The organism is Collinsella aerofaciens, assembly GCF_032584215.1.
Classification (GTDB): Bacteria; Actinomycetota; Coriobacteriia; order Coriobacteriales; family Coriobacteriaceae; genus Collinsella.
In genome coordinates, this window is record NZ_JAWHPN010000023.1 from 22,773 (window position 1) to 40,520 (window position 17,748).

Here is a 17,748-nt window from a genome sequence, read left to right on the forward strand (position 1 = left end):
GGTGCGCCGCGTGTAATTTGCCCGAGGCGTGGGCCGATAGCGTATCATTATCTCTTGCTTGTTTGCACTGCTCAGGGAGGGGCCGCGCATGGCGCAGGAACACGATCTGTTTGATGACATTATCGAGATCAGCAAGGGTTTCGACTTTCTTAAAAACCCGCTTGGCGGCGTGACCGATGCACTCGATCCGTCGGCGCCGCAGTGGAATCCTGCCGACTACAAGGAGCGCCCGCGCGGCAACACCATTCCGTGCTTGACCTGCAAAAACGAAAAGAGCGGTTGCACCGCGTGCATGGACGTGTGCCCGGTCAACGCTATCGAGGTCGAGGAAGACGCCATCGAGATCCTCGACTCCTGTCGCAAGTGCGGCCTGTGCGCCGCTGCCTGTCCGACCGAGGCGATCATCTCGCCGCGCCTGGCGCCTAAAAACCTGTATGACGATATCGTCTCCGCTGCTACGAGCCACGAGACCGCCTACGTCACCTGCACACGCGCCCTCAAGCGCATGCCGCGCGAAAACGAGGTCGTCGTTGCCTGCGTGGGCGATATTACGGCCGAGACCTGGTTCTCGGTACTGGCGGACTATCCCAACGTGAGCGTCTACCTGCCACTGGGCGTGTGCGATAAATGCCGCAACACCGGTGGCGAGGACATTCTGGGCGAGGCCATTGCTACCGCCGAGGAGTGGGCGGGTACGGGCATGGGCCTGGAGGTCGACCCCAAGAGCCTCAAATGCCATAAGCGCCGTGAGTACGAGCGCAAGGAGTACATGGAAAAGATCGCCCGCACCACGGGCCTTACCGTGACCAAGCTCAACCCGGCAACGGCGGCGCTGGCCTCGGTGACGCAGAAGTTGAAGGCCCACCGTCACCAGATCACGCAGCTCGAGCGCACACTCAACACCATGTGCGGCACCACGACGACCAAGCGTCGCCGTTCGCTCACGCACGGGCGGCAGCTGGTGCTCTCGACGCTGCAGAACCACCCCGAGCTTGCCCAGAATATGCAGGTGAGCACACCGGAATGCGATTTTGACAAGTGCACGTCGTGCGGCGAGTGCGTCAACGTGTGCCCCACGTTTGCCTGCGATTTGGTGGGAAGCGGTCGCTTTGCACTGGAGTCCACGTATTGCCTAGGTTGCGGAGCCTGCGTCAAGGTGTGCCCCGAGCATGCGCTCAAGCTGGTCGAGCACGATGCGTCCAATCTGGTCGTTGTCGACCCCGAGGCCGAGGAAAAGGCCGCTCAGAAGGCCAAGGCCCACGAAGAGGCCCAGAAGGCCAAGGCCGAGGCAAAGGCCAAGCTTGACAAGATGCTCGATCAGGTGGAGAAGCTCGCGGACTAGTCAGCGAGCTCTATCTCTGCTTCATTTGCGCCGCCGCGGTGTCCGGATTCGCCCGGATGCTGCGGCGGCGCTATACTTATACGGTTTGAAGTACCTGTACCAAAAGGAGCTGTCGTGTCCCTTTCCATCGGTATCGTGGGCCTGCCCAACGTGGGCAAGTCGACGCTGTTCACCGCGCTTACCAAAAAGACCGGCCTTGCCGCCAACTACCCGTTTGCCACGATCGACCCCAACGTGGGTATCGTCGATGTGCCCGATGGCCGCCTGCAAAAGCTCGCCGACATCGTTAACCCGGGTCGCATTGTGCCGGCGACGGTCGAGTTCGTCGACATCGCAGGTCTGGTGAAGGGTGCTAACGAGGGCGAGGGCCTGGGCAACCAGTTCCTGGCCAACATTCGCGAGACCGACGCCATCTGCGAGGTCGTGCGCTACTTTAAGGACCCCAACGTCATGCGTGAGGTGGGCCGCACGGGCGAGTTCGTCGATCCCGCCGGCGATGCCGACACCATCATGACCGAGCTCATCCTGGCCGACATGGGCACGCTCGAGAAGCAACTGCCCAAGCTCGAGAAGGAGGCCAAGCGCGACAAGGAGCTCATGCCCAAGTTCGAGGTGGCCAAGCGCCTGCTCGCTTGGCTCAACGAGGGCAAGCGAGCCGCATCCATGGAGATGACCGACGAGGAGCGTGCCGCCGCCAAGGGCCTGTTCCTGCTCACTATGAAGCCCATTCTGTACGTGGCCAACGTGGACGAGGATATGCTCAACGACGACCTGGCGCCTATCGATGGCGTCAAGCCGCTGCCCATCTGCGCCAAGATCGAGGCCGAGCTTTCCGAGCTCGATCCCGAGGACGCCGCCGACTACCTGGAGAGCCTGGGCCTGGAGCAGCCCGGTCTGGACGTGCTCGCTCAGGCTGCCTACAAGCTGCTCGGCCTGCAGTCGTTCTTTACGGCCGGCGAGATGGAGGTCAAGGCCTGGACGGTTCGTCAGGGCGCGACCGCCCCGCAGGCCGCCGGCGTCATCCACACCGATTTTGAACGCGGCTTTATTAAGGCCGAGGTTATTGGCTACGACGACTACATCGAGCTCGGCGGCGAGCAGGGCGCCAAGGCCGCCGGCAAGCTGCGTATTGAGGGCAAGGACTATGTTATGGCCGATGGCGACGTCGTGCACTTCCGCTTTAACGTGTAAGGACGACGCATATGTTTAAATATGGCAAAAAAGCTGGCTACATGGGTATTGCGCTGCTCGTACTTGCGGTGATTCCGCTGGTGGTCGCAGCGTGTGTTATCCCCAACATTGGCCCCGAGGTGGCAACGAAGTTTAACGCCGCCGGCGAGGTGACGCGCTGGGGCAAGAGCTACGAGTTGCTGGCACTGCCGGTGCTCAACCTGCTGCTGAGCGTGGCGACGTACTTTACGGCGGGACGCCAGGCAAAGAACAATGATGACTCCGCCGCCATGGCGCGCATCGTGTGCGAGCGCTACCTGCGCAACGGCTGCATCACGGGCGTGTTCCTCAACGTAATCAACGTTTACTTTATGTACTCGGCGATTACCGGAACGGGCTTTGGCTTTGGTTTCTAGCTTGTCCTTTTAGGCAACGAGCTTGCAAGCATATTCAATGGCTGCTGCGAGGCCGCCGCTCGATCGTGGTTTAAAGACCATGTCGGCGGCGGCCTCGTTTTCGTATCCGGCGCCGCGAAGGGCAAGTGCGATACCGGCTTCCAGGAGAAGGGGCAGACCGTGTTGGCTGGTTGCGATTACGGCAGCCTGATTGAGCGAGCAGCTGTGCGCTTGGCATTGGATGGCAAGTTCACCTTGCGCCGGGCAAGGGACCAGAACGGCGGCGACGCGACTTGATAGCAATGCAAATGCTGTGCGCTCATCGGGCGAAAGGCATTCTGCTTCAACGACGACGAGCTTGGGCGGCGCGCTGTTTGTGCGAAGCGTGGCTTGGTACATGCGGACCGAAGAACCCGACATAGAAAACTCCTGTGTATTCGGCAAAACGTAAACTATAGTTTACGTTTATGTTCGGCTCCATTTCAAACTCGGCTGCATGGACGAACGTGCGAAACAGATTCTTGGCAGGCGGGTCGAAGAGACACGCAGGGACCTTGGTATCTCCAAGGTTGATTTTTGTGTGGCGACAGGAATCAGCCGACCCTACCTCGACCGAATCGAAGATGGGACGGCAAATTTCACGCTCAAGGTTCTATTTAAGATCGCGCCCGCACTCGGCATGACGGTGTCAGAGCTTCTCGAGGGTATCGAATAGGGCGTTCCCCGCTGCTAATTGACGCTCTTTGGGCGGGTCCCCCTGGTTGCGATGTGCAAAATCGCGAGTATTCAGCACCTGTTCAGCCGTAGATGGTAGCTCGAGCGGCTGGCTTTGCCTTTTTGACAGTAGTTAATCCATACGATAAATAAAAATGTGGAATAAATATTTACCAGACGGCTTCTTCGCCCTAAAAGTTCGTCTAACAATCGGCCGATTCTATGCCTCCGGCGGAGAAATTGCAGAATACTCCGATTTTTGCACGGCCCGAAGGGGACCACCTGTCGTTTGAGGCTGCGATAAGTGGAACTGCCTTAGGGATTACGCCATCGGGATGCGGTCGTGGTTGACTTGGCTGTAGAACAGGCGCTGGATTTCGGCGGCATCGCGTGACTGGCCGAGTGCCCACATGGTTTTGGCCACGAGCGTCTCGGTGGTCATGTCGTCGCCGCGCAGAATGCCCGGATAATCGGCGTAAGCACGGCCGACCTCGTAAACGCCCAGATCGAGGCCCTCTTCGGGGACCTGCGTGGTCATAACGACAGTGCGGCCCGAATCGACCCAGCGGAAAATAGCCTCTTGGAACGACTCGCCCGACTCACCAAACTCGGGGATACCGCCAATGCCAAAGGTCTCAAGGATTACAGCATCGTAGCTATCGGCAAGGGCGTCGAGGATGCCCGGGTTTACGCCGGGCGTAAGCTTGAGTACAAATACGCGCGGATCGATGCTGTCGTAGAAACGCACCGGGTTTTCGCCCTGATGCGTGCCGTGAAGCCCATTGCGCACGATGCGGTCGTTGCGGATATAGGCAATGGGCGGATAGTTTACGCTAATGAACGCGTTAAAGCTCATGGTGCGCTGCTTGCGGGCGCGCGTGCCGGCAATGGCGACGCCGCCAAACACGATCGAGACGTCGTGCGAGTGCTCGTCGAGCGCATAGAGCAGGCTCTGGTACAGGTTGAGCTTGGCGTCGGTAAAGGGATTGCCCATGGGCTTTTGCGAGCCGGTGAGCACGATGGGCTTGGGGCTGTCCTGAATCAGGTAGGAAAGCGCTGCTGCGGTGTAGCTCATGGTGTCGGTGCCGTGCAGAATCACGAAGCCGTCGTGGTCGGCATAACCCTCGACGATGACGTCGCGGATACGCATCCAGTCGCTCGGGCGCATATTGGTGCTGTCGATGTTCATGGGCTGCACGACGTCGAGCTCGCAGAGCCCCGAGATCTCGGGGACGCTCTGGGCGAGCTCCTCACCGGTCAGGGCGGGGGAGAGGCCGTTGCCGTCCTCGGTCGATGCGATGGTGCCGCCCGTGGCGATGAGAAGGATGCGCTTCATGCTGATATTCCTATCGTATTTGCCGCCGCAGAGGCGGAGTCGTTCGGCAGTATTGTGGCACAGGGCGTCCAATGTTCAAACGTATTACATCATCTGTAACGTTTGAAAACACTTCAATTGTCGTCAAATAGGGGCCCAGGTCGTGCGTTTGCCGTGCGCTGATGGCTGCGAGGGGCGAGAAACCCCATATAACGTGTACACTATGGAGGTTATTTTCGTTCATTCACGCGGGTGGGCACCGGCTCCCCGCCAACAAGAGGGGGAACCATGGATCAAAAGGCTTCCGCAAAGGTCCTCGTACTCGACTTTGGTGCGCAGTACGGTCAGCTCATTGCCCGTCGCGTCCGCGACCTCAACGTGTATTCCGAGATCGTCCCCTGCGACATCTCGGCCGACGAGATTCGCGAGATGAACGCCTCTGCGCTCATCCTTTCCGGCGGTCCGGCCTCCGTGTACGCCGAGGACGCTCCGTCCATCGATCCCGCCATCTTTGACCTGGGCCTTCCCGTCCTGGGCTTTTGCTACGGCCATCAGATCACGGCCGTGACGCTCGGCGGCAAGGTCGGCCACTCCGAGGTGGGCGAGTACGGCCGCGCCATCATCACGCGCACGGCCGGCGCCAAGCTCTTTAACTCCACGCCTATGGAGCAGACCGTGTGGATGAGCCACCGCGACGCCGTTTCCGAGGTGCCCGAGGGCTTTACCGTTACCGCCAGCACCGACGTGTGCCCGGTTGCCGCCATGGAGTGCGTCGAGCGCAAGATTTTCACCACGCAGTTCCACCCTGAGGTCAAGCACTCCGAGTACGGTCAGCAGCTGCTGAGCAATTTCCTGTTTGAGATTTGCGGCCTGGAGCCCAACTGGAGCATGGACAACCTGGTCGAGACCATGACGACCGAGTTCCGCGAGAAGGTCGGCGACGACCGCGTGATTCTGGCCCTGTCCGGTGGCGTCGACTCCTCCGTCGTGGCTGCGCTGGGTGCTCGTGCCGTGGGCAAGCAGATGACCTGCGTGTTCATCAACCACGGTCTGCTGCGCAAGGGCGAGTCCGAGCAGGTGGAGGAGGTCTTCACCAAGCAGTTTGACGTCGACTTTATCCACGTTCACGCCGAGGACCGTTATGCCGAGCTTCTGGCCGGCGTGACCGAGCCCGAGGAGAAGCGCCGCATCATCGGTACGCAGTTCTGGAAAGAGTTCTTCGCCGTGGCGCAGCAGCTCGAGACCGATGGCAAGCCGGTCAAGTATCTGGCTCAGGGCACCATCTACCCCGACATCATCGAGTCCGGCGCTCGCAAGACGGGCGGCAAGACGGCCACCATCAAGAGCCATCACAACCTAATCCCGTTCCCCGAGGGCGTGCACTTCGACCTCATCGAGCCGCTCGATCACTTCTTTAAGGACGAGGTCCGCGCACTTGGTCTGGCGCTCGGCCTGCCGGGTCATATCGTGTTCCGTCAGCCCTTCCCGGGCCCGGGTCTGGCCATCCGCATCATCGGCGCGGTCGACAAGGAGAAGCTCGAGATTCTCAAGAACGCCGACGCTATCGTGCGCGAGGAGCTCGACGCCTACAACCAGCGTCTGTTTGAGCAGACCGGCGAGCGCAACTCCGAGCACAGCTGCTGGCAGTACTTTGCGGTCCTGCCCGACATTAAGTCCGTCGGCGTTATGGGCGACGAGCGTACCTACCAGCGCCCGATCATCCTGCGCGCCGTCGAGTCCAGCGATGCCATGACCGCCGACTGGGCCAAGCTGCCCTACGACGTGCTGGCCCGCATCTCCGGCCGCATCGTCGCCGAGGTCCCTGGCGCCAACCGCGTGTGCTACGACATCACGTCCAAGCCGCCCGCGACCATCGAGTGGGAATAAACGATATTCGTTGATTTCAAGCCTCTGACCTGCGAAAACAGGTCGGGGGCTTCTTATTTTGCAACCTCTGTGCAACCTTTGCGGTTTCGCGCCCCGTGAACAGGGGATGTAGCACTGTTCACGTCTGGACCCATGTCGGCACCGATCAATGCCCGCGCTGCTTCTGCTTGCGCTTCAGCTTCCGCTGCTCGAAGCACGTCGCCCGGGGTTCCTCGCCAGAGGAGAACTGACCGTTCCTTGCGAAACCGCGAGACCAGCTATATCCGTTTGCTGCGGGCTTGCTTGAGCCAGTTCCTCTTGAAAGAGCCTATACCTCCGAAGAACTTGTTGTACGTCTCACCGTTCTCCTTGGCCTCGCACTTGACCAAGGCAAGTTCGATGGTGCAGAGGTAATCCGCCACTTGCTCGAGGCGGTAGTCGGTCATCGAGGTCTTGCGGCGTCGGACGACCCCTTTTGAGAGGACCTTGCCCACCGAGCCGTCTCGCCCACGGAACAGAAGGAACGCATCCTCGCGACCTTCGGCGACCTGTGCTGCGAGATGGAGGGCTGCACCATCGCGCAGGGCCCTTTCCAAAGCGAAGTGTCGAGCCGAAGTGTTGAGCGTCGGCCCTGAATGTTCAATGACCGTTGTTTTCTGTCCCTCAAGTGGTGGACTTTTCCTCGGAGCTGTTGATTCCCCCACGCGCCCCCTTCCGTTCTCTGTTCTCCCCTTATACTCCTTGTACGAGGAGGTAAGAAGTCATGGACAAGACCACACAGGACAGCTTGGCAAAGAAACCCGTCGACATGAGGGACAGGATTCTCGAGCATCTCGAGGCCCTCACCTCTGCCGTCTCGCTCGATGACCTTGTCCGTCTGTCCACCTCCGACATCGCCGAGACGCTCATCATCTCCAGGAGCCTGGCGAGCCAGTACCTCAACGACCTTGTTCGCGCCGGCCTTGTGGTTAAGGTGGCGGGCAGGCCTGTCCGTTATTTTCATCGCCGCGCGTTCCAGAAGCGTTTTCAGGTAAAGCTCTCTGCAAGCGAGTACGCCTCGCTCGCCGACCTCATCCAGGCGACGGGAATCGCCGATCACCGCGACTTCGCGCGTGCCGTGGGCTTCGACCTGAGCCTCAGCTCCGTTGTCGAGCAGTGCAAGGCTGCGGTTCAGTACCCTCCGTTTGGCCTACCCATCCTCTTGAGCGGCGGCGTGGGTGTCGGTAAGTCTTTCCTTTCTCGCCTTGTGTACGAGTACGGCAAGAACCAGGGCTTGCTGTCCCGCGACTCCTCCTATGTGCGCATCGACTGCGCCGGGGTCCCGGACGCCGCCTCGTTCAACGGGCTTCTTGACGAGTCGATCGCGAAATCGCGCGGGGGTGTGGTTTTTGTCAACGGCATCGAGGCACTCTCTCCCTCTGCGATGGAGCACTGCCTTGCGACGGCCCTCGGGCTCGATGCCTCCCAGGATGCGCCGCGCGCTCGCCTCGTTCTTTCGACGACGCTTTCTGCCGATGACCTGAAGGTTTCCTCGGCCTACAGCAAAATGCCCATCTGTGCCCGCGTCCCCTCACTCAAGGAGCGGACCCCCGAGGAGCGCGAGGATCTCATCTTGAGCTTCCTGCGCAGCGAGGGGTGCCGAATCGGTTCTGATGTGAAGATTAGCCGCGGCGCATACCGTTGCCTCGTGAACGCGGACTTTTCCGATAACATCGCCGGCTTGCGCGCCTGCGTGACGAACTGCTGCGCCAAAGCGTTCCTCAATCGCGAGGGCGACTACGTCGTCGTTCGCCCGTATCTTCTTCCCAGCGGGCTCCTCTCCTCCGCGCAGATCGATCAACAGCCCGACGATGGCGTTCTGATCGACGCGTCCCTGGATGCCGCCGAGAGCACAGGGCCGGTCGAGCAGGCGCTCGATGCCCTGTGCTCTCTCGATGAGCGATTCTGCGCCGGGGAGCTCTCTGTCTCCGAGCTCGTCTCGCAAGCTGTCTCCGCTGTGCGCGGCGTTGAGGATCACTTGATCTTCGGCCGCGGCGTTACCTCCTCGAGGTCGCGCGCCTTCGAGCGCATCGTGGGCGTGGTCCTTGCCGACGCAGGCTCTTCTTATGGCATCGAGCTTTCGAGGAAGGTCGCTTTTCTACTGGCCCAGGAGATTTGCCTGCAGTTGTGGCCGGGCATCGGCCTGGCTAAGCGAAAGTCTGCCTGTGCGGAGCAAATCTCCCATCTCCTCGGTGCCGTGACCTCCGAATTACCGTTTGCCTCGAGCGTCTCCGATCAGGTCGCCGCAGACGTGGAAGGGGCGCTGGGAATCTCGCTCGATCACTTCACGAAGACGCTTCTGACGCTGTGCGTCGCATCGGAGTCTCGCGACGCGAAGGCCCTTCGAACGCTCTGCGTCATCTTGTCCCACGGCTACTCAACGGCGACGAGCATCGCCGACGCGGCGAACCGTATGCTCGGCATGCATGTGTACGAGGCGGTCGACATGCCCTACGACCAGCAGCTGAAGGACATTGTCGGTCCGCTCCAGCGCCTCGTCGACCGTCACTCGTACTGCACTGGGGTCGTGTTTCTTGTTGACATGGGCTCTTTGGAGGAGGCCTATAAGGCCCTCGAGAACGTTACCGACTCCACCATCGGGGTGGTGAACAACGTCTCCACCGGGCTCGCGCTCGAGATCGGGTCCGGGCTGCTCGGCGGCAAGTCCATCGCCGAGGTTCTTGGCGATGCGACCGCCGTGTGCGTGACGCACTGCAAGGTGATCGAGCGCGTCAACCGTGAGGACGCCATCGTCTTCTGCTCCGAGTCCGGGGTCGACGCCGCGGAGAGGATACGCCAGCTCGTCTCGCAGAGCCTCCCGCGCACCATAGGCGCACGCCTGCTCACGAGGCCCTTCAAGCAGCTCGTCACGAACGGGTCGAACGACGCCGTTTTCTCCGAGCACCGCGTCTGCGCCGTCATCGGCACGGGAGACCCCGGGATTGCCTCCGTTCCCTTCGTCGCCCTCGAAGACATTATGTCGACGGCGTCCGCCTCGAAGGTCGATGCCGTGTTCGGCAGGTGGCTTGACGCTTCCGAGCTCTCTTCTTTCCACGAGAAGCTGCTTTCGAACATGACGCTGCAGAACGTTATCCGCTCCATCACCATCCTCGACCCGGAGCGGCTATTCCACGAGATCGAGAGCGCCGTGCACGAGCTTCAGCGCAGAACGGGCGAGAAGATCGGCAGCAACGCCATCATCGGGCTGTACGTTCACCTCTGTTGCCTCGTTGAGCGCCTCGTCACCCGCAACCCCATCGAGACCTACGTCGGCCAGGATCGCTTCGAGGAAGAGCACACCGACTTCATCGAGTCCTTCAGGCAGAGTTTCTCGAGCATCTCGACGCGCTATCGCGTGGAGGTTCCTGTAAGCGAGATCGCCTACGTCTTCGACTACATCAGCGTGAGCGCCGCCCCGGCGCGAGAGGAGCGTCTCGGCTCCTCGAGCCTCCTGTTCGACGAGTGACCCCCGCGCCGTCACGAGCTGACCGCGCGTCTTCAATAATCCGATAACCCCTTGCCCGGCGCGAATCCGGATAGCGCCAAGGCAGTACCGAACGTAAGACTTGATTTGATAGGAGCAAACATGAGTGTTGTTATGGCACGAATCGACAATCGCCTGCTTCACGGCATCATCGTGACGCAGTGGGCCCCGGTGTCGGGCGCAACCCGCGTCATGGTCGTCGATGACAAGGTCGCCGGCGATGAGGTCCTGAAGTCCACCATGAGGATGGCGCGCCCCGCGGGCATGGCCGTCTCGATCATCTCTGAGGAGACCGCGCTCAAGAACTTCGCGGCGGGCAAGTACGACCGCGAGAAGGTCTTTGTCATCGCTAAGGAGCCCGAGACGATCCTTCACCTGGCCGAGTCGGGCGTCGAGTTCCCGTCGCTGATCGTCGGCGGCTCTCTTGTCAAGGAGGACGGCGTCCAGCTCACCCAGCGCGCCTATGCCTCCGCCGAGAACGTCCAGAGCTACAAGGCGCTCATCGCCCGCGGCGTCAAGGTGACGGCACAGTTCGTGCCCGCCGACAAGCCCGTCTCCGTCGCCGACCTCATCTAAGGAGGGATCATGGTCAACTTCACTATCCTGCAGGTCGTCCTTTTGACCCTGCTGGCCTTCATCAAGCACGTGGACTACTACGGCATCCCGATGATCTTCGTCAACTATGCCGTTTTCTGGGGCCTTATCACCGGCGTCGTCATGGGCGACTGGCAGACCGGCCTCGTCATCGGCGGCACCATCCAGCTCATGCAGCTCGGCGTCGCGGGCTTCGGCGGCTCGTCGATTCCCGACTACGGCACGATGGCCATCATCGCCACCGCCTACGGCGTGACCCTGGGCGCGGACACGGGCCTCGCCATTGGCCTGCCGGTCGGCATGCTCGGCATCCAGCTCGACGTCATCGTCAAGATCCTCAACGGCTTCGTCGTCGAGAAGTCCCAGAAGCTCTGCAACGAGGGCAAGTTCAAGCAGATGAACGCCATCCTGTGGGTCTGCCCCGCGCTCTTCGGTCTGTGCGCCGCCCTGCCCGTCTTTGTTTCCGTGACGCTCGGCCAGCCCGCCGTCAACTGGCTCCTCGAGGTCATGCCCCAGTGGTTCCTCTCCGGCCTCACCCTCGCCGGCAAGATGCTCCCGGCCGTCGGTATCGCCATGCTGCTTCGCTACATGCCCACCGCTAAGTACTTCCAGTACCTGCTCGCCGGCTTCTTCCTCTCGGCCTTCCTGAACGTGCCCATCATCGGTGCCGCCATCGTCGGCGTTGCCCTCGCGATCGCGTTCTACCAGCGCGCCGAGAGGGACACCGAGCTCGCCGCCCACGCTTCCGCAGACGCCTTCATCGGAGAGGATGAGTAACCATGGAAAACGAGAACATCACCGCCGCCGCCGAGGGCAAGCCCTCCGGCTATAAGGTCACCAAGAAGGACCTGCGCAACGCGAACTGGCGCTGGCTCATGAGCGTGTGCACCTTCAACTACCAGACCCAGCAGGGCGCCTCGGTCGCCTACGCCCTCTCGCCGATCCTGAGGAAGATCTACACGAACGACGAGGACTATAAGCAAGCGCTCAACAACCACTTCCGCTACTACAACACCCAGCCTTGGCTCGCCGCCATCATCCTCGGCGCCTGCGTGGCCATGGAGGAGCGTGACGGCCTCGCGGCGGCGGACGCCGTCCAAGACCTGAAGATCGGCACCATGGGACCGCTCGCCGGCGTCGGCGACTCCCTGCTCATGACCATGATCCCGACCATCATGGGCTCCATCGCCGCCTACATGGCCATCGAGGGCAACCCCGTGGGAGCCGGCATCTGGTTCGCGCTCATCCTGGCCATCTTCTGGGTCCGCATGCACGCCCTCGAGTTCGGCTACAAGCAGGGTGTGAAGCTCGTCACCGACTTCAGCGAGAAGCTTCCCAACCTCACTGCCGCCGCCTCCGTGCTCGGCCTCACCGTGGTCGGCTGCCTCATCGCCTCGGTCATCGGCGTCACCTGCCCGATTAGCTTCAGCTTCGGCGACGTCTCGATGGAGATTCAGCCGCTGCTCGACAAGATCCTGCCTGCCATGATCCCCGCCGCCATCACGGGAAGCGCGTATTACCTTCTTACCAAGAAGAACGCGAGCATGACGGCCCTCATCCTCGTGGTGATCGTCCTCGCGATGGTCGCCTCCGCCGCCGGCATCCTCGCCTAGCTTCGACCCAAGAGATTGGTGAATCAATGAGAAAGATAGTTGTGGCGAGCCATTCCCTTCTCGCCCAGGGCTTCAAGGACACCCTCGAGTTCCTTACGGGTAAGAGCGACGCCATCAACGCCGTGTGCGCCTACGTGAACGACAACGGCGAGGGGCTCGACGCGGCGGTCGAGGCGGCGCTTTCGGGCACTGACGAGGTCGTCGTCCTCACCGACGCGCTCGGCGGCAGCGTGAACCAGCGCTTCTCCCGCTTCGCCTCCGACCGGATCCACGTGATCGCGGGTGTCAACCTCCCGCTCGCCATGACGGTCGCGCTCGCGCGCCCCGACGAGAAACTCGACTTCGACGCCCTCGTCGACGAGGCGCGCCAGCAGATCGTCTACGTGAACGGTGCCAGTTCCGCCGAGTGCGAAGACGACGAATAGAGGAGGTCGACGATGAGAGAGTTCCTTAAGGACGTGTGGATGCACGGCGGTGAGGAAAGCCGCGCCATCACCCCCGAGAACATCACGGGCGAGAAGGGCCGCGCCGCCATGTCGGCCAGCCACCTCGGCGTCGGCCGCAAGGGCTCGTGCTGCGTGCCCCTTGAGTCCGGCGAGACCATCACGCTCGCGGACATCGAGGGCCCCGGCATCATCCGCCACATCTGGATGACCGTCCCCGACAAGACCGCCGCAGGCAGCTTCGTCATGCGCGACCTCGTACTGCGCTTCTACTGGGACGACGAGGAGACCCCCTCGGTCGAGTGCCCTGTCGGCGACTTCTTCTGCAACGGCTTCGGTGAGCGCGCCATCGTCAACTCGATGCCCATCTGCGTGAACCCGACGGGCGGCATGAACTGCTACTTCGAGATGCCTTTCAGGAAGCACGCCAAGGTCACGCTTACGAGCGAGCACCCCGGGTTCATTAAGTACATCTTCTACACGTTCAACTACGCGCTCACCGACGTGCCGGACGACGCCATGTACTTCCACGCCCGTTTTAACCGCGAGCGCAGCACCCGCAGGGGCGTCGACTACACCGTGCTCGACGGCGTGCGCGGTAAGGGCTACTACGTCGGCACCTACATGGCCCTGTGCGCCCTGGAGCGCTATTGGTGGGGCGAGGGCGAGATGAAGTTCTTCCTCGACGGTGACGAGGAGTTCCCTACGGTCACCTCGACGGGAGCCGAGGACTACTTCGGCGGTGCCTGGGCCTTCCTCGACAGGCCACCCCACGCGCTGCCCGAGGCGCAGTGCTTCAACACGCTGTTCGCCGGCTACCCGTACCGCTCGACGCGCGACGCCACGCGCGACCGCTTCAGCGCGGGCAAGCCGAACCCGAACCCGATGCTCGCGACCAACGACGACGCGCTGCCCAGGCACGGCCTCTACAGGTGGCACCTTCCCGACCCGATCTCGTTCAAGGAGGACCTGCGCGTGACGTTCCAGGACCTCGGCAACGACGACATCAAGCTCTACGAGCGCGAGGACGACATCTCCACCGTCGCCTACTGGTACCAAAGCGAGCCGCACGCCGTGCTCGCCCCGTTTGCCGCAAGGCAGGACCGCGTGCCCAGGTAGGGTCGCCTCGAAACAAGCCAACGTTATGGGCGCCCGCGGTTGACCATGACTGCGGGCGCCCCTTTGTAAGGAGGATCGCATGAGCGAAAAGCAAATGAGGCTCGGCGCCCTCGAGGCCGGCGGGACCAAGATGGTCTGTGCCGTGGTGTCCGGCGACGGCGAGGTCCTCGACCGTATGGAGACCCCGACGCTTACGCCCGCCGAGACCGTCCCGCAAATGGTCGAGTGGTTCACCGCCCGCGATGTGGACGCGTTGGGCATCGGTGCCTTCGGCCCGACCTGCGTCGACCCCAACGATGAGCGCTACGGTTCCATCCTCCAGACGCCCAAGCTCGCGTGGCGAGGCTATGGTCTTCGCGCCGCGTTCGCCGACGCCCTCGGGATTCCGGTGACCTACGACACGGACGTGAACGTTGCCTGCCTCGGCGAAGTGGTCTTCGGCTGCTGCAAGGGGCTCGAGGACGCCGTCTACGTGACCATCGGCGCCGGCGTGGGCGCGGGCGTCATGTGCGCGGGCAGGCTCCTTCACGGCATGCTGCACCCCGAGGCCGGCCACATGCTGGTAAAGACCCGTCCCACCGAGGAGGGACGCTGCGTCTGCCCGAGCCACGCGAGCTGTCTCGAGGGCCTCGCCTCCGGCCCCGCCATCGCCGCGCGCTGGGGAAAGCCCGCGGCCGAGCTCGCGGACAACGCTGAGGTGTGGGCGCTCGAGGGGGATTATCTGGGGCAGATGTGCGCGAACCTCGTGCTCATGTACTCGCCTCGCCGCATCGTCCTCGGCGGCGGCGTGATGCACCAGGAGCAGCTCTACGGCATCGTCCGCAAGAAGACCCTTGAATATCTGGGTGGCTACATCCAGACCGCCGAGCTTAAGGACATAGAGAACTACATCTGCGCCCCGGGCTGCGGCGGCGACCAAGGAATCCTCGGCGCGGCCGAGCTGGCAAGAAGGGCGCTCGCGTAGCTTGCGCTCTCTCCGCCATACAACGCGTTAAGAAAAGACGAGCGCTTCTTGCCAATTGGGCGGCAAGAAGCGCTCGTCTTTTGCATTTGTTTTTGGGCAGGACGCCCCGCCTCCGCTAGAGTCCCTGGATCGCCACACCAACGAGGTTTGGACCGGTGTGGACAAGAAGCGCGGGGCTGATGTCGGAGCGGACGACCTCCACCGCGTTGGCCACGCGCTTGCGCAGGGCCTGCTCCATGTGGTCGTAGAGGTCGGCGTAGGCCGAGGTGCAGCTCACGGCAAAGCGCACCTTGGGGTGCTTCTCGGCGATGGCGGCGACGAGCTTGACCTCGGTGCGATGGCGGTACTTGCACAGCCATTTCGTGTGCGCGAGGCTGTTGGCTTTCTGGGCCACAGCAATCACCTTCCCCCTAGCATGATGACCTGAACAATCCTCATGCTAGGGGGAAGGTTTTTGTCGCGTAGCGGAAATTGGCCTCCACCCGCTGATCGGGTGGCTTTCTATGCCGCGCGGCACGGACTAAAGTCCATGAATAAAAACGAGGAAGGCCACGTCCGGCCTCCCTCGCGTGTCCTTGCACGCCCAATATGTGCCGTAAAAGCCGTCTTCTTCAACGTCAAAGTGAGCGCGCTTCATTTTTGCCACTCAAAATCTTATTTTCACGATTTGCATTTTCATCCCGTTGTCACCGACCCTTGCGAGAAACCGGAAAAAGCCGCTGACAGAAGGGTCCCTCAAATCGTTGTAACCCAGCATATAGCCGCGACTTGTGACCTGCAGGCGGCTGTTCCACGTGCCGATTTCCTTGGCGGCATCCGAAACCGCAAAATATGCCCCCACATCCTTGATTTTTGCAGTCTTAAGCCATGTTTTTGCGATCATCTTTACTGCCGTTCGATTGGCAGCATCAAAGACCAGCACACCGCCGGGGAAAGCGTCCGCCATCTCCCGCACCAGTTCCCGGACCTGCTGGGTTAGAAAGTAATAGAACACCCCGGAGGCAAAGAGCACCGCCCCGCCGGAGGCATCGATTTTGCCAAACCATGCGGTGTCTTTCAGGTCGCAGGGGATATTTTGTTCCCGATCCCCGGCGGGCAGTAGCTGCTGCCGCAAGGCGATCACATCCGGGAAGTCCAGATTGTAGATCTTGCATCTACCGTTGTCGCAGGTTCTGCCGGTGTTGTCCAGCCCGCAGCCCAGATTGACCACCGCCGCATTGGGGTGGCCTTTCAGGTAATCCCGCACCTCGAAAGCAAGATCACTCTGCCGTGTGGCCACCTCCAGCGCACCAAAGCGCTGCATCAGGCTACGGGAGTTTTTCTCTGCCTCTGAAAAGTCGTAGTCGATTTGGTCGAGCAGACGAACCGCTGTTTCATCCCTATAAAGGTTCGGGTACAGCTCCGTACACAGCTTCCGGGAATACAGCGGGAGGGTCAGCGTCTCCTGAACGGTGTTTTTCTCAATTTTACATTTCATAGGTTTCTTCCTCAGTGAATAACAACTGTCACAATCGCCGCCAGCACAGCCGCTATGACCGTCATGCCTATTGCCATGTGCAGGATGGATGCAAAAATGCCCGCATGACGTCCTCAAATACCATATCCGCCACACTGCCTTGCAGAACGGCGCAATGCCCCTCCTGAATTGCAGTTCGGTTGAGCTTTCTAGCCTTCTCCACGCTGACGGGCGAATAGTCGATGCCTTTGACGACGCCATGCGGGCATTTTTCCAGCAGCCGTTTTATGTTCGCCCCGCCGCCACAGCCGCAATCCAGCACCTTGGCATTTGGCGCAAGTCGTAGAAATCGAAGTCCCCACCGCGCCACAGGGCTGTGGCCCAGATTCATCATGGCAACCATAAGTTTCCCGCCGAGGCCCACGGGCTTGCGGGTGTTTTCAAAGAACGACATCTGGCCCCTCCGATTTCGTGCATTCCGCATAGGTCAGCGGGAACGAGGCCTTCAGCACCGCGCTTTTCTGCACCGCCCAGCCGTTTTGACGCAGGGAACGCAGGTATTCCTCGCTTGTCCACCTGCTGTGGAGGGGAACCCCGCCATACTCATGAAAAAGCTTTTGCCTTGCCGGAAACCGAGTTTCCCGCGTGGGTGAAGGTTGGCGCGATGAGCACGCCGTCGTCCTTCAGCACCCGCCTGATTTCTTGCAGGGCCTTTTCCGGATGCGGCACTATGTGAAGCGCGTTGGACGCGATCACCACTTCGAAGGACTTCTGTGCATAGGGCAGGCGGAACATATCTTGTACGGAAAAGTGCAGCTTTGCGGATTGATTGTCCCGCTTTGCTTCAAGGATCATCTTTGCAGAGGCGTCCGTAGCCTCGATGTGCGCCGCCGCATTCACGATGCTCTTTGCGATAAGCCCCGTGCCGGTGGCAACCTCCAGTACGGTTTTTGCTTTCACTACCGGCCGGATCAGCCCATACATCTTCTCATACGCCGCCCGGTCGTTTCGCATGAAACGGTCATACCGACCGGCGTTCTTGTCCCAGAAACCCTCGCGTTCGTGCATGGCTGTCGCCCCCAAACAGTTAGAGTCATCTAACTATAATTCTAACAGTTTAGATAACGGGTGATGCCGCACCTATCCCAAGCTGCGGTAAGTCGCGTCGGCCATCAGGATATGGCGCACCACCCTTGCAGTCGGGTCCCACCTGTCGCGCGCCTGGTTGACCCTG

The 17,748-nt window shown here is 61.3% G+C and carries 19 protein-coding genes; 12 read left to right on the forward strand and 7 right to left on the reverse strand.

Features of this window, described 5'->3' with window-relative positions; genetic code table 11:
* Nucleotides 1–88: 88 nt before the first annotated feature.
* The 3 genes from RX395_RS07450 to RX395_RS07460 all read left to right on the forward strand — a co-directional run bounded on the left by RX395_RS07450 (nucleotide 89) and on the right by RX395_RS07460 (nucleotide 2,928).
* Nucleotides 89–1,342 (forward strand): 4Fe-4S binding protein, encoded by a 1,254-nt coding sequence (locus RX395_RS07450; RefSeq protein WP_316366601.1) that lies wholly within the window; start codon nucleotides 89–91, stop codon nucleotides 1,340–1,342.
* 114 nt (nucleotides 1,343–1,456) lie between these two features.
* Nucleotides 1,457–2,533, forward strand: coding sequence for a redox-regulated ATPase YchF (gene ychF, locus RX395_RS07455; RefSeq protein ID WP_316366602.1), 1,077 nt, complete (start codon nucleotides 1,457–1,459; stop codon nucleotides 2,531–2,533).
* Nucleotides 2,534–2,544: 11 nt separating this feature from the next.
* Nucleotides 2,545–2,928 carry a DUF1648 domain-containing protein gene (locus RX395_RS07460; RefSeq protein WP_089572786.1) on the forward strand — a complete coding sequence of 128 codons (384 nt, stop codon included), beginning with the start codon at nucleotides 2,545–2,547 and terminating at the stop codon, nucleotides 2,926–2,928.
* 9 nt (nucleotides 2,929–2,937) lie between these two features.
* Here RX395_RS07460 and RX395_RS07465 read toward each other — a convergent pair whose 3' ends face one another.
* Entirely contained in the window at nucleotides 2,938–3,327 is a 390-nt protein-coding gene (locus tag RX395_RS07465; protein ID WP_316366606.1) for a hypothetical protein, read from the reverse strand.
* Between the two features lie 76 nt (nucleotides 3,328–3,403).
* Between RX395_RS07465 and RX395_RS10275 the strand changes: the two genes are divergently transcribed.
* Nucleotides 3,404–3,622 carry a helix-turn-helix domain-containing protein gene (locus RX395_RS10275; RefSeq protein ID WP_035136926.1) on the forward strand — a complete coding sequence of 73 codons (219 nt, stop codon included), beginning with the start codon at nucleotides 3,404–3,406 and terminating at the stop codon, nucleotides 3,620–3,622.
* A 321-nt stretch (nucleotides 3,623–3,943) separates the two neighbouring features.
* Here the strand turns inward: RX395_RS10275 and RX395_RS07470 are convergent, their stop codons facing one another.
* Entirely contained in the window at nucleotides 3,944–4,957 is a 1,014-nt protein-coding gene (locus tag RX395_RS07470; protein WP_316366608.1) for an asparaginase, read from the reverse strand.
* A 267-nt stretch (nucleotides 4,958–5,224) separates the two neighbouring features.
* On the opposite strand from RX395_RS07470, the gene guaA reads away from it, so the two are divergent.
* A complete protein-coding gene (gene guaA, locus RX395_RS07475; protein ID WP_316366610.1) occupies nucleotides 5,225–6,823 on the forward strand; it encodes a glutamine-hydrolyzing GMP synthase in 1,599 nt (532 codons plus the stop codon).
* A gap of 257 nt (nucleotides 6,824–7,080) precedes the next feature.
* Here the strand turns inward: guaA and RX395_RS07480 are convergent, their stop codons facing one another.
* On the reverse strand, nucleotides 7,081–7,506 hold the full coding sequence (locus RX395_RS07480; protein ID WP_316366612.1) for a hypothetical protein: 426 nt from the start codon (nucleotides 7,504–7,506) through the stop codon (nucleotides 7,081–7,083).
* A gap of 59 nt (nucleotides 7,507–7,565) precedes the next feature.
* Between RX395_RS07480 and RX395_RS07485 the strand changes: the two genes are divergently transcribed.
* From RX395_RS07485 to RX395_RS07515, 7 genes are all read left to right on the forward strand, one after another.
* A complete protein-coding gene (locus tag RX395_RS07485; RefSeq protein WP_316366614.1) occupies nucleotides 7,566–10,307 on the forward strand; it encodes a PRD domain-containing protein in 2,742 nt (913 codons plus the stop codon).
* 120 nt (nucleotides 10,308–10,427) lie between these two features.
* Nucleotides 10,428–10,901 (forward strand): PTS system mannose/fructose/N-acetylgalactosamine-transporter subunit IIB, encoded by a 474-nt coding sequence (locus RX395_RS07490; RefSeq protein ID WP_138341592.1) that lies wholly within the window; start codon nucleotides 10,428–10,430, stop codon nucleotides 10,899–10,901.
* A 9-nt stretch (nucleotides 10,902–10,910) separates the two neighbouring features.
* Complete coding sequence (locus RX395_RS07495) at nucleotides 10,911–11,696, forward strand: PTS mannose/fructose/sorbose/N-acetylgalactosamine transporter subunit IIC (protein ID WP_138341594.1); 786 nt, start codon at nucleotides 10,911–10,913, stop codon at nucleotides 11,694–11,696.
* A gap of 2 nt (nucleotides 11,697–11,698) precedes the next feature.
* On the forward strand, nucleotides 11,699–12,532 hold the full coding sequence (locus RX395_RS07500) for a PTS system mannose/fructose/sorbose family transporter subunit IID (RefSeq protein WP_316366617.1): 834 nt from the start codon (nucleotides 11,699–11,701) through the stop codon (nucleotides 12,530–12,532).
* 26 nt (nucleotides 12,533–12,558) lie between these two features.
* Nucleotides 12,559–12,957 (forward strand): PTS sugar transporter subunit IIA, encoded by a 399-nt coding sequence (locus tag RX395_RS07505; RefSeq protein WP_316366619.1) that lies wholly within the window; start codon nucleotides 12,559–12,561, stop codon nucleotides 12,955–12,957.
* A 12-nt stretch (nucleotides 12,958–12,969) separates the two neighbouring features.
* Nucleotides 12,970–14,094 (forward strand): glycoside hydrolase family 172 protein, encoded by a 1,125-nt coding sequence (locus RX395_RS07510; protein WP_172676343.1) that lies wholly within the window; start codon nucleotides 12,970–12,972, stop codon nucleotides 14,092–14,094.
* 79 nt (nucleotides 14,095–14,173) lie between these two features.
* Nucleotides 14,174–15,058: an ROK family protein gene (locus RX395_RS07515; protein ID WP_316366623.1), complete on the forward strand. Its 885-nt coding sequence runs from the start codon at nucleotides 14,174–14,176 to the stop codon at nucleotides 15,056–15,058.
* 115 nt (nucleotides 15,059–15,173) lie between these two features.
* Here RX395_RS07515 and RX395_RS07520 read toward each other — a convergent pair whose 3' ends face one another.
* From RX395_RS07520 to RX395_RS07535, 4 genes are all read right to left on the reverse strand, one after another.
* On the reverse strand, nucleotides 15,174–15,452 hold the full coding sequence (locus RX395_RS07520) for a hypothetical protein (RefSeq protein WP_316366624.1): 279 nt from the start codon (nucleotides 15,450–15,452) through the stop codon (nucleotides 15,174–15,176).
* Nucleotides 15,453–15,704: 252 nt separating this feature from the next.
* Nucleotides 15,705–16,535 carry a class I SAM-dependent methyltransferase gene (locus tag RX395_RS07525; RefSeq protein ID WP_316366626.1) on the reverse strand — a complete coding sequence of 277 codons (831 nt, stop codon included), beginning with the start codon at nucleotides 16,533–16,535 and terminating at the stop codon, nucleotides 15,705–15,707.
* Between the two features lie 67 nt (nucleotides 16,536–16,602).
* Complete coding sequence (locus tag RX395_RS07530; protein ID WP_316366628.1) at nucleotides 16,603–16,968, reverse strand: class I SAM-dependent methyltransferase; 366 nt, start codon at nucleotides 16,966–16,968, stop codon at nucleotides 16,603–16,605.
* Nucleotides 16,969–17,117: 149 nt separating this feature from the next.
* Nucleotides 17,118–17,582 carry a class I SAM-dependent methyltransferase gene (locus RX395_RS07535; RefSeq protein WP_316366630.1) on the reverse strand — a complete coding sequence of 155 codons (465 nt, stop codon included), beginning with the start codon at nucleotides 17,580–17,582 and terminating at the stop codon, nucleotides 17,118–17,120.
* Between the last annotated feature and the right edge of the window lie 166 nt (nucleotides 17,583–17,748).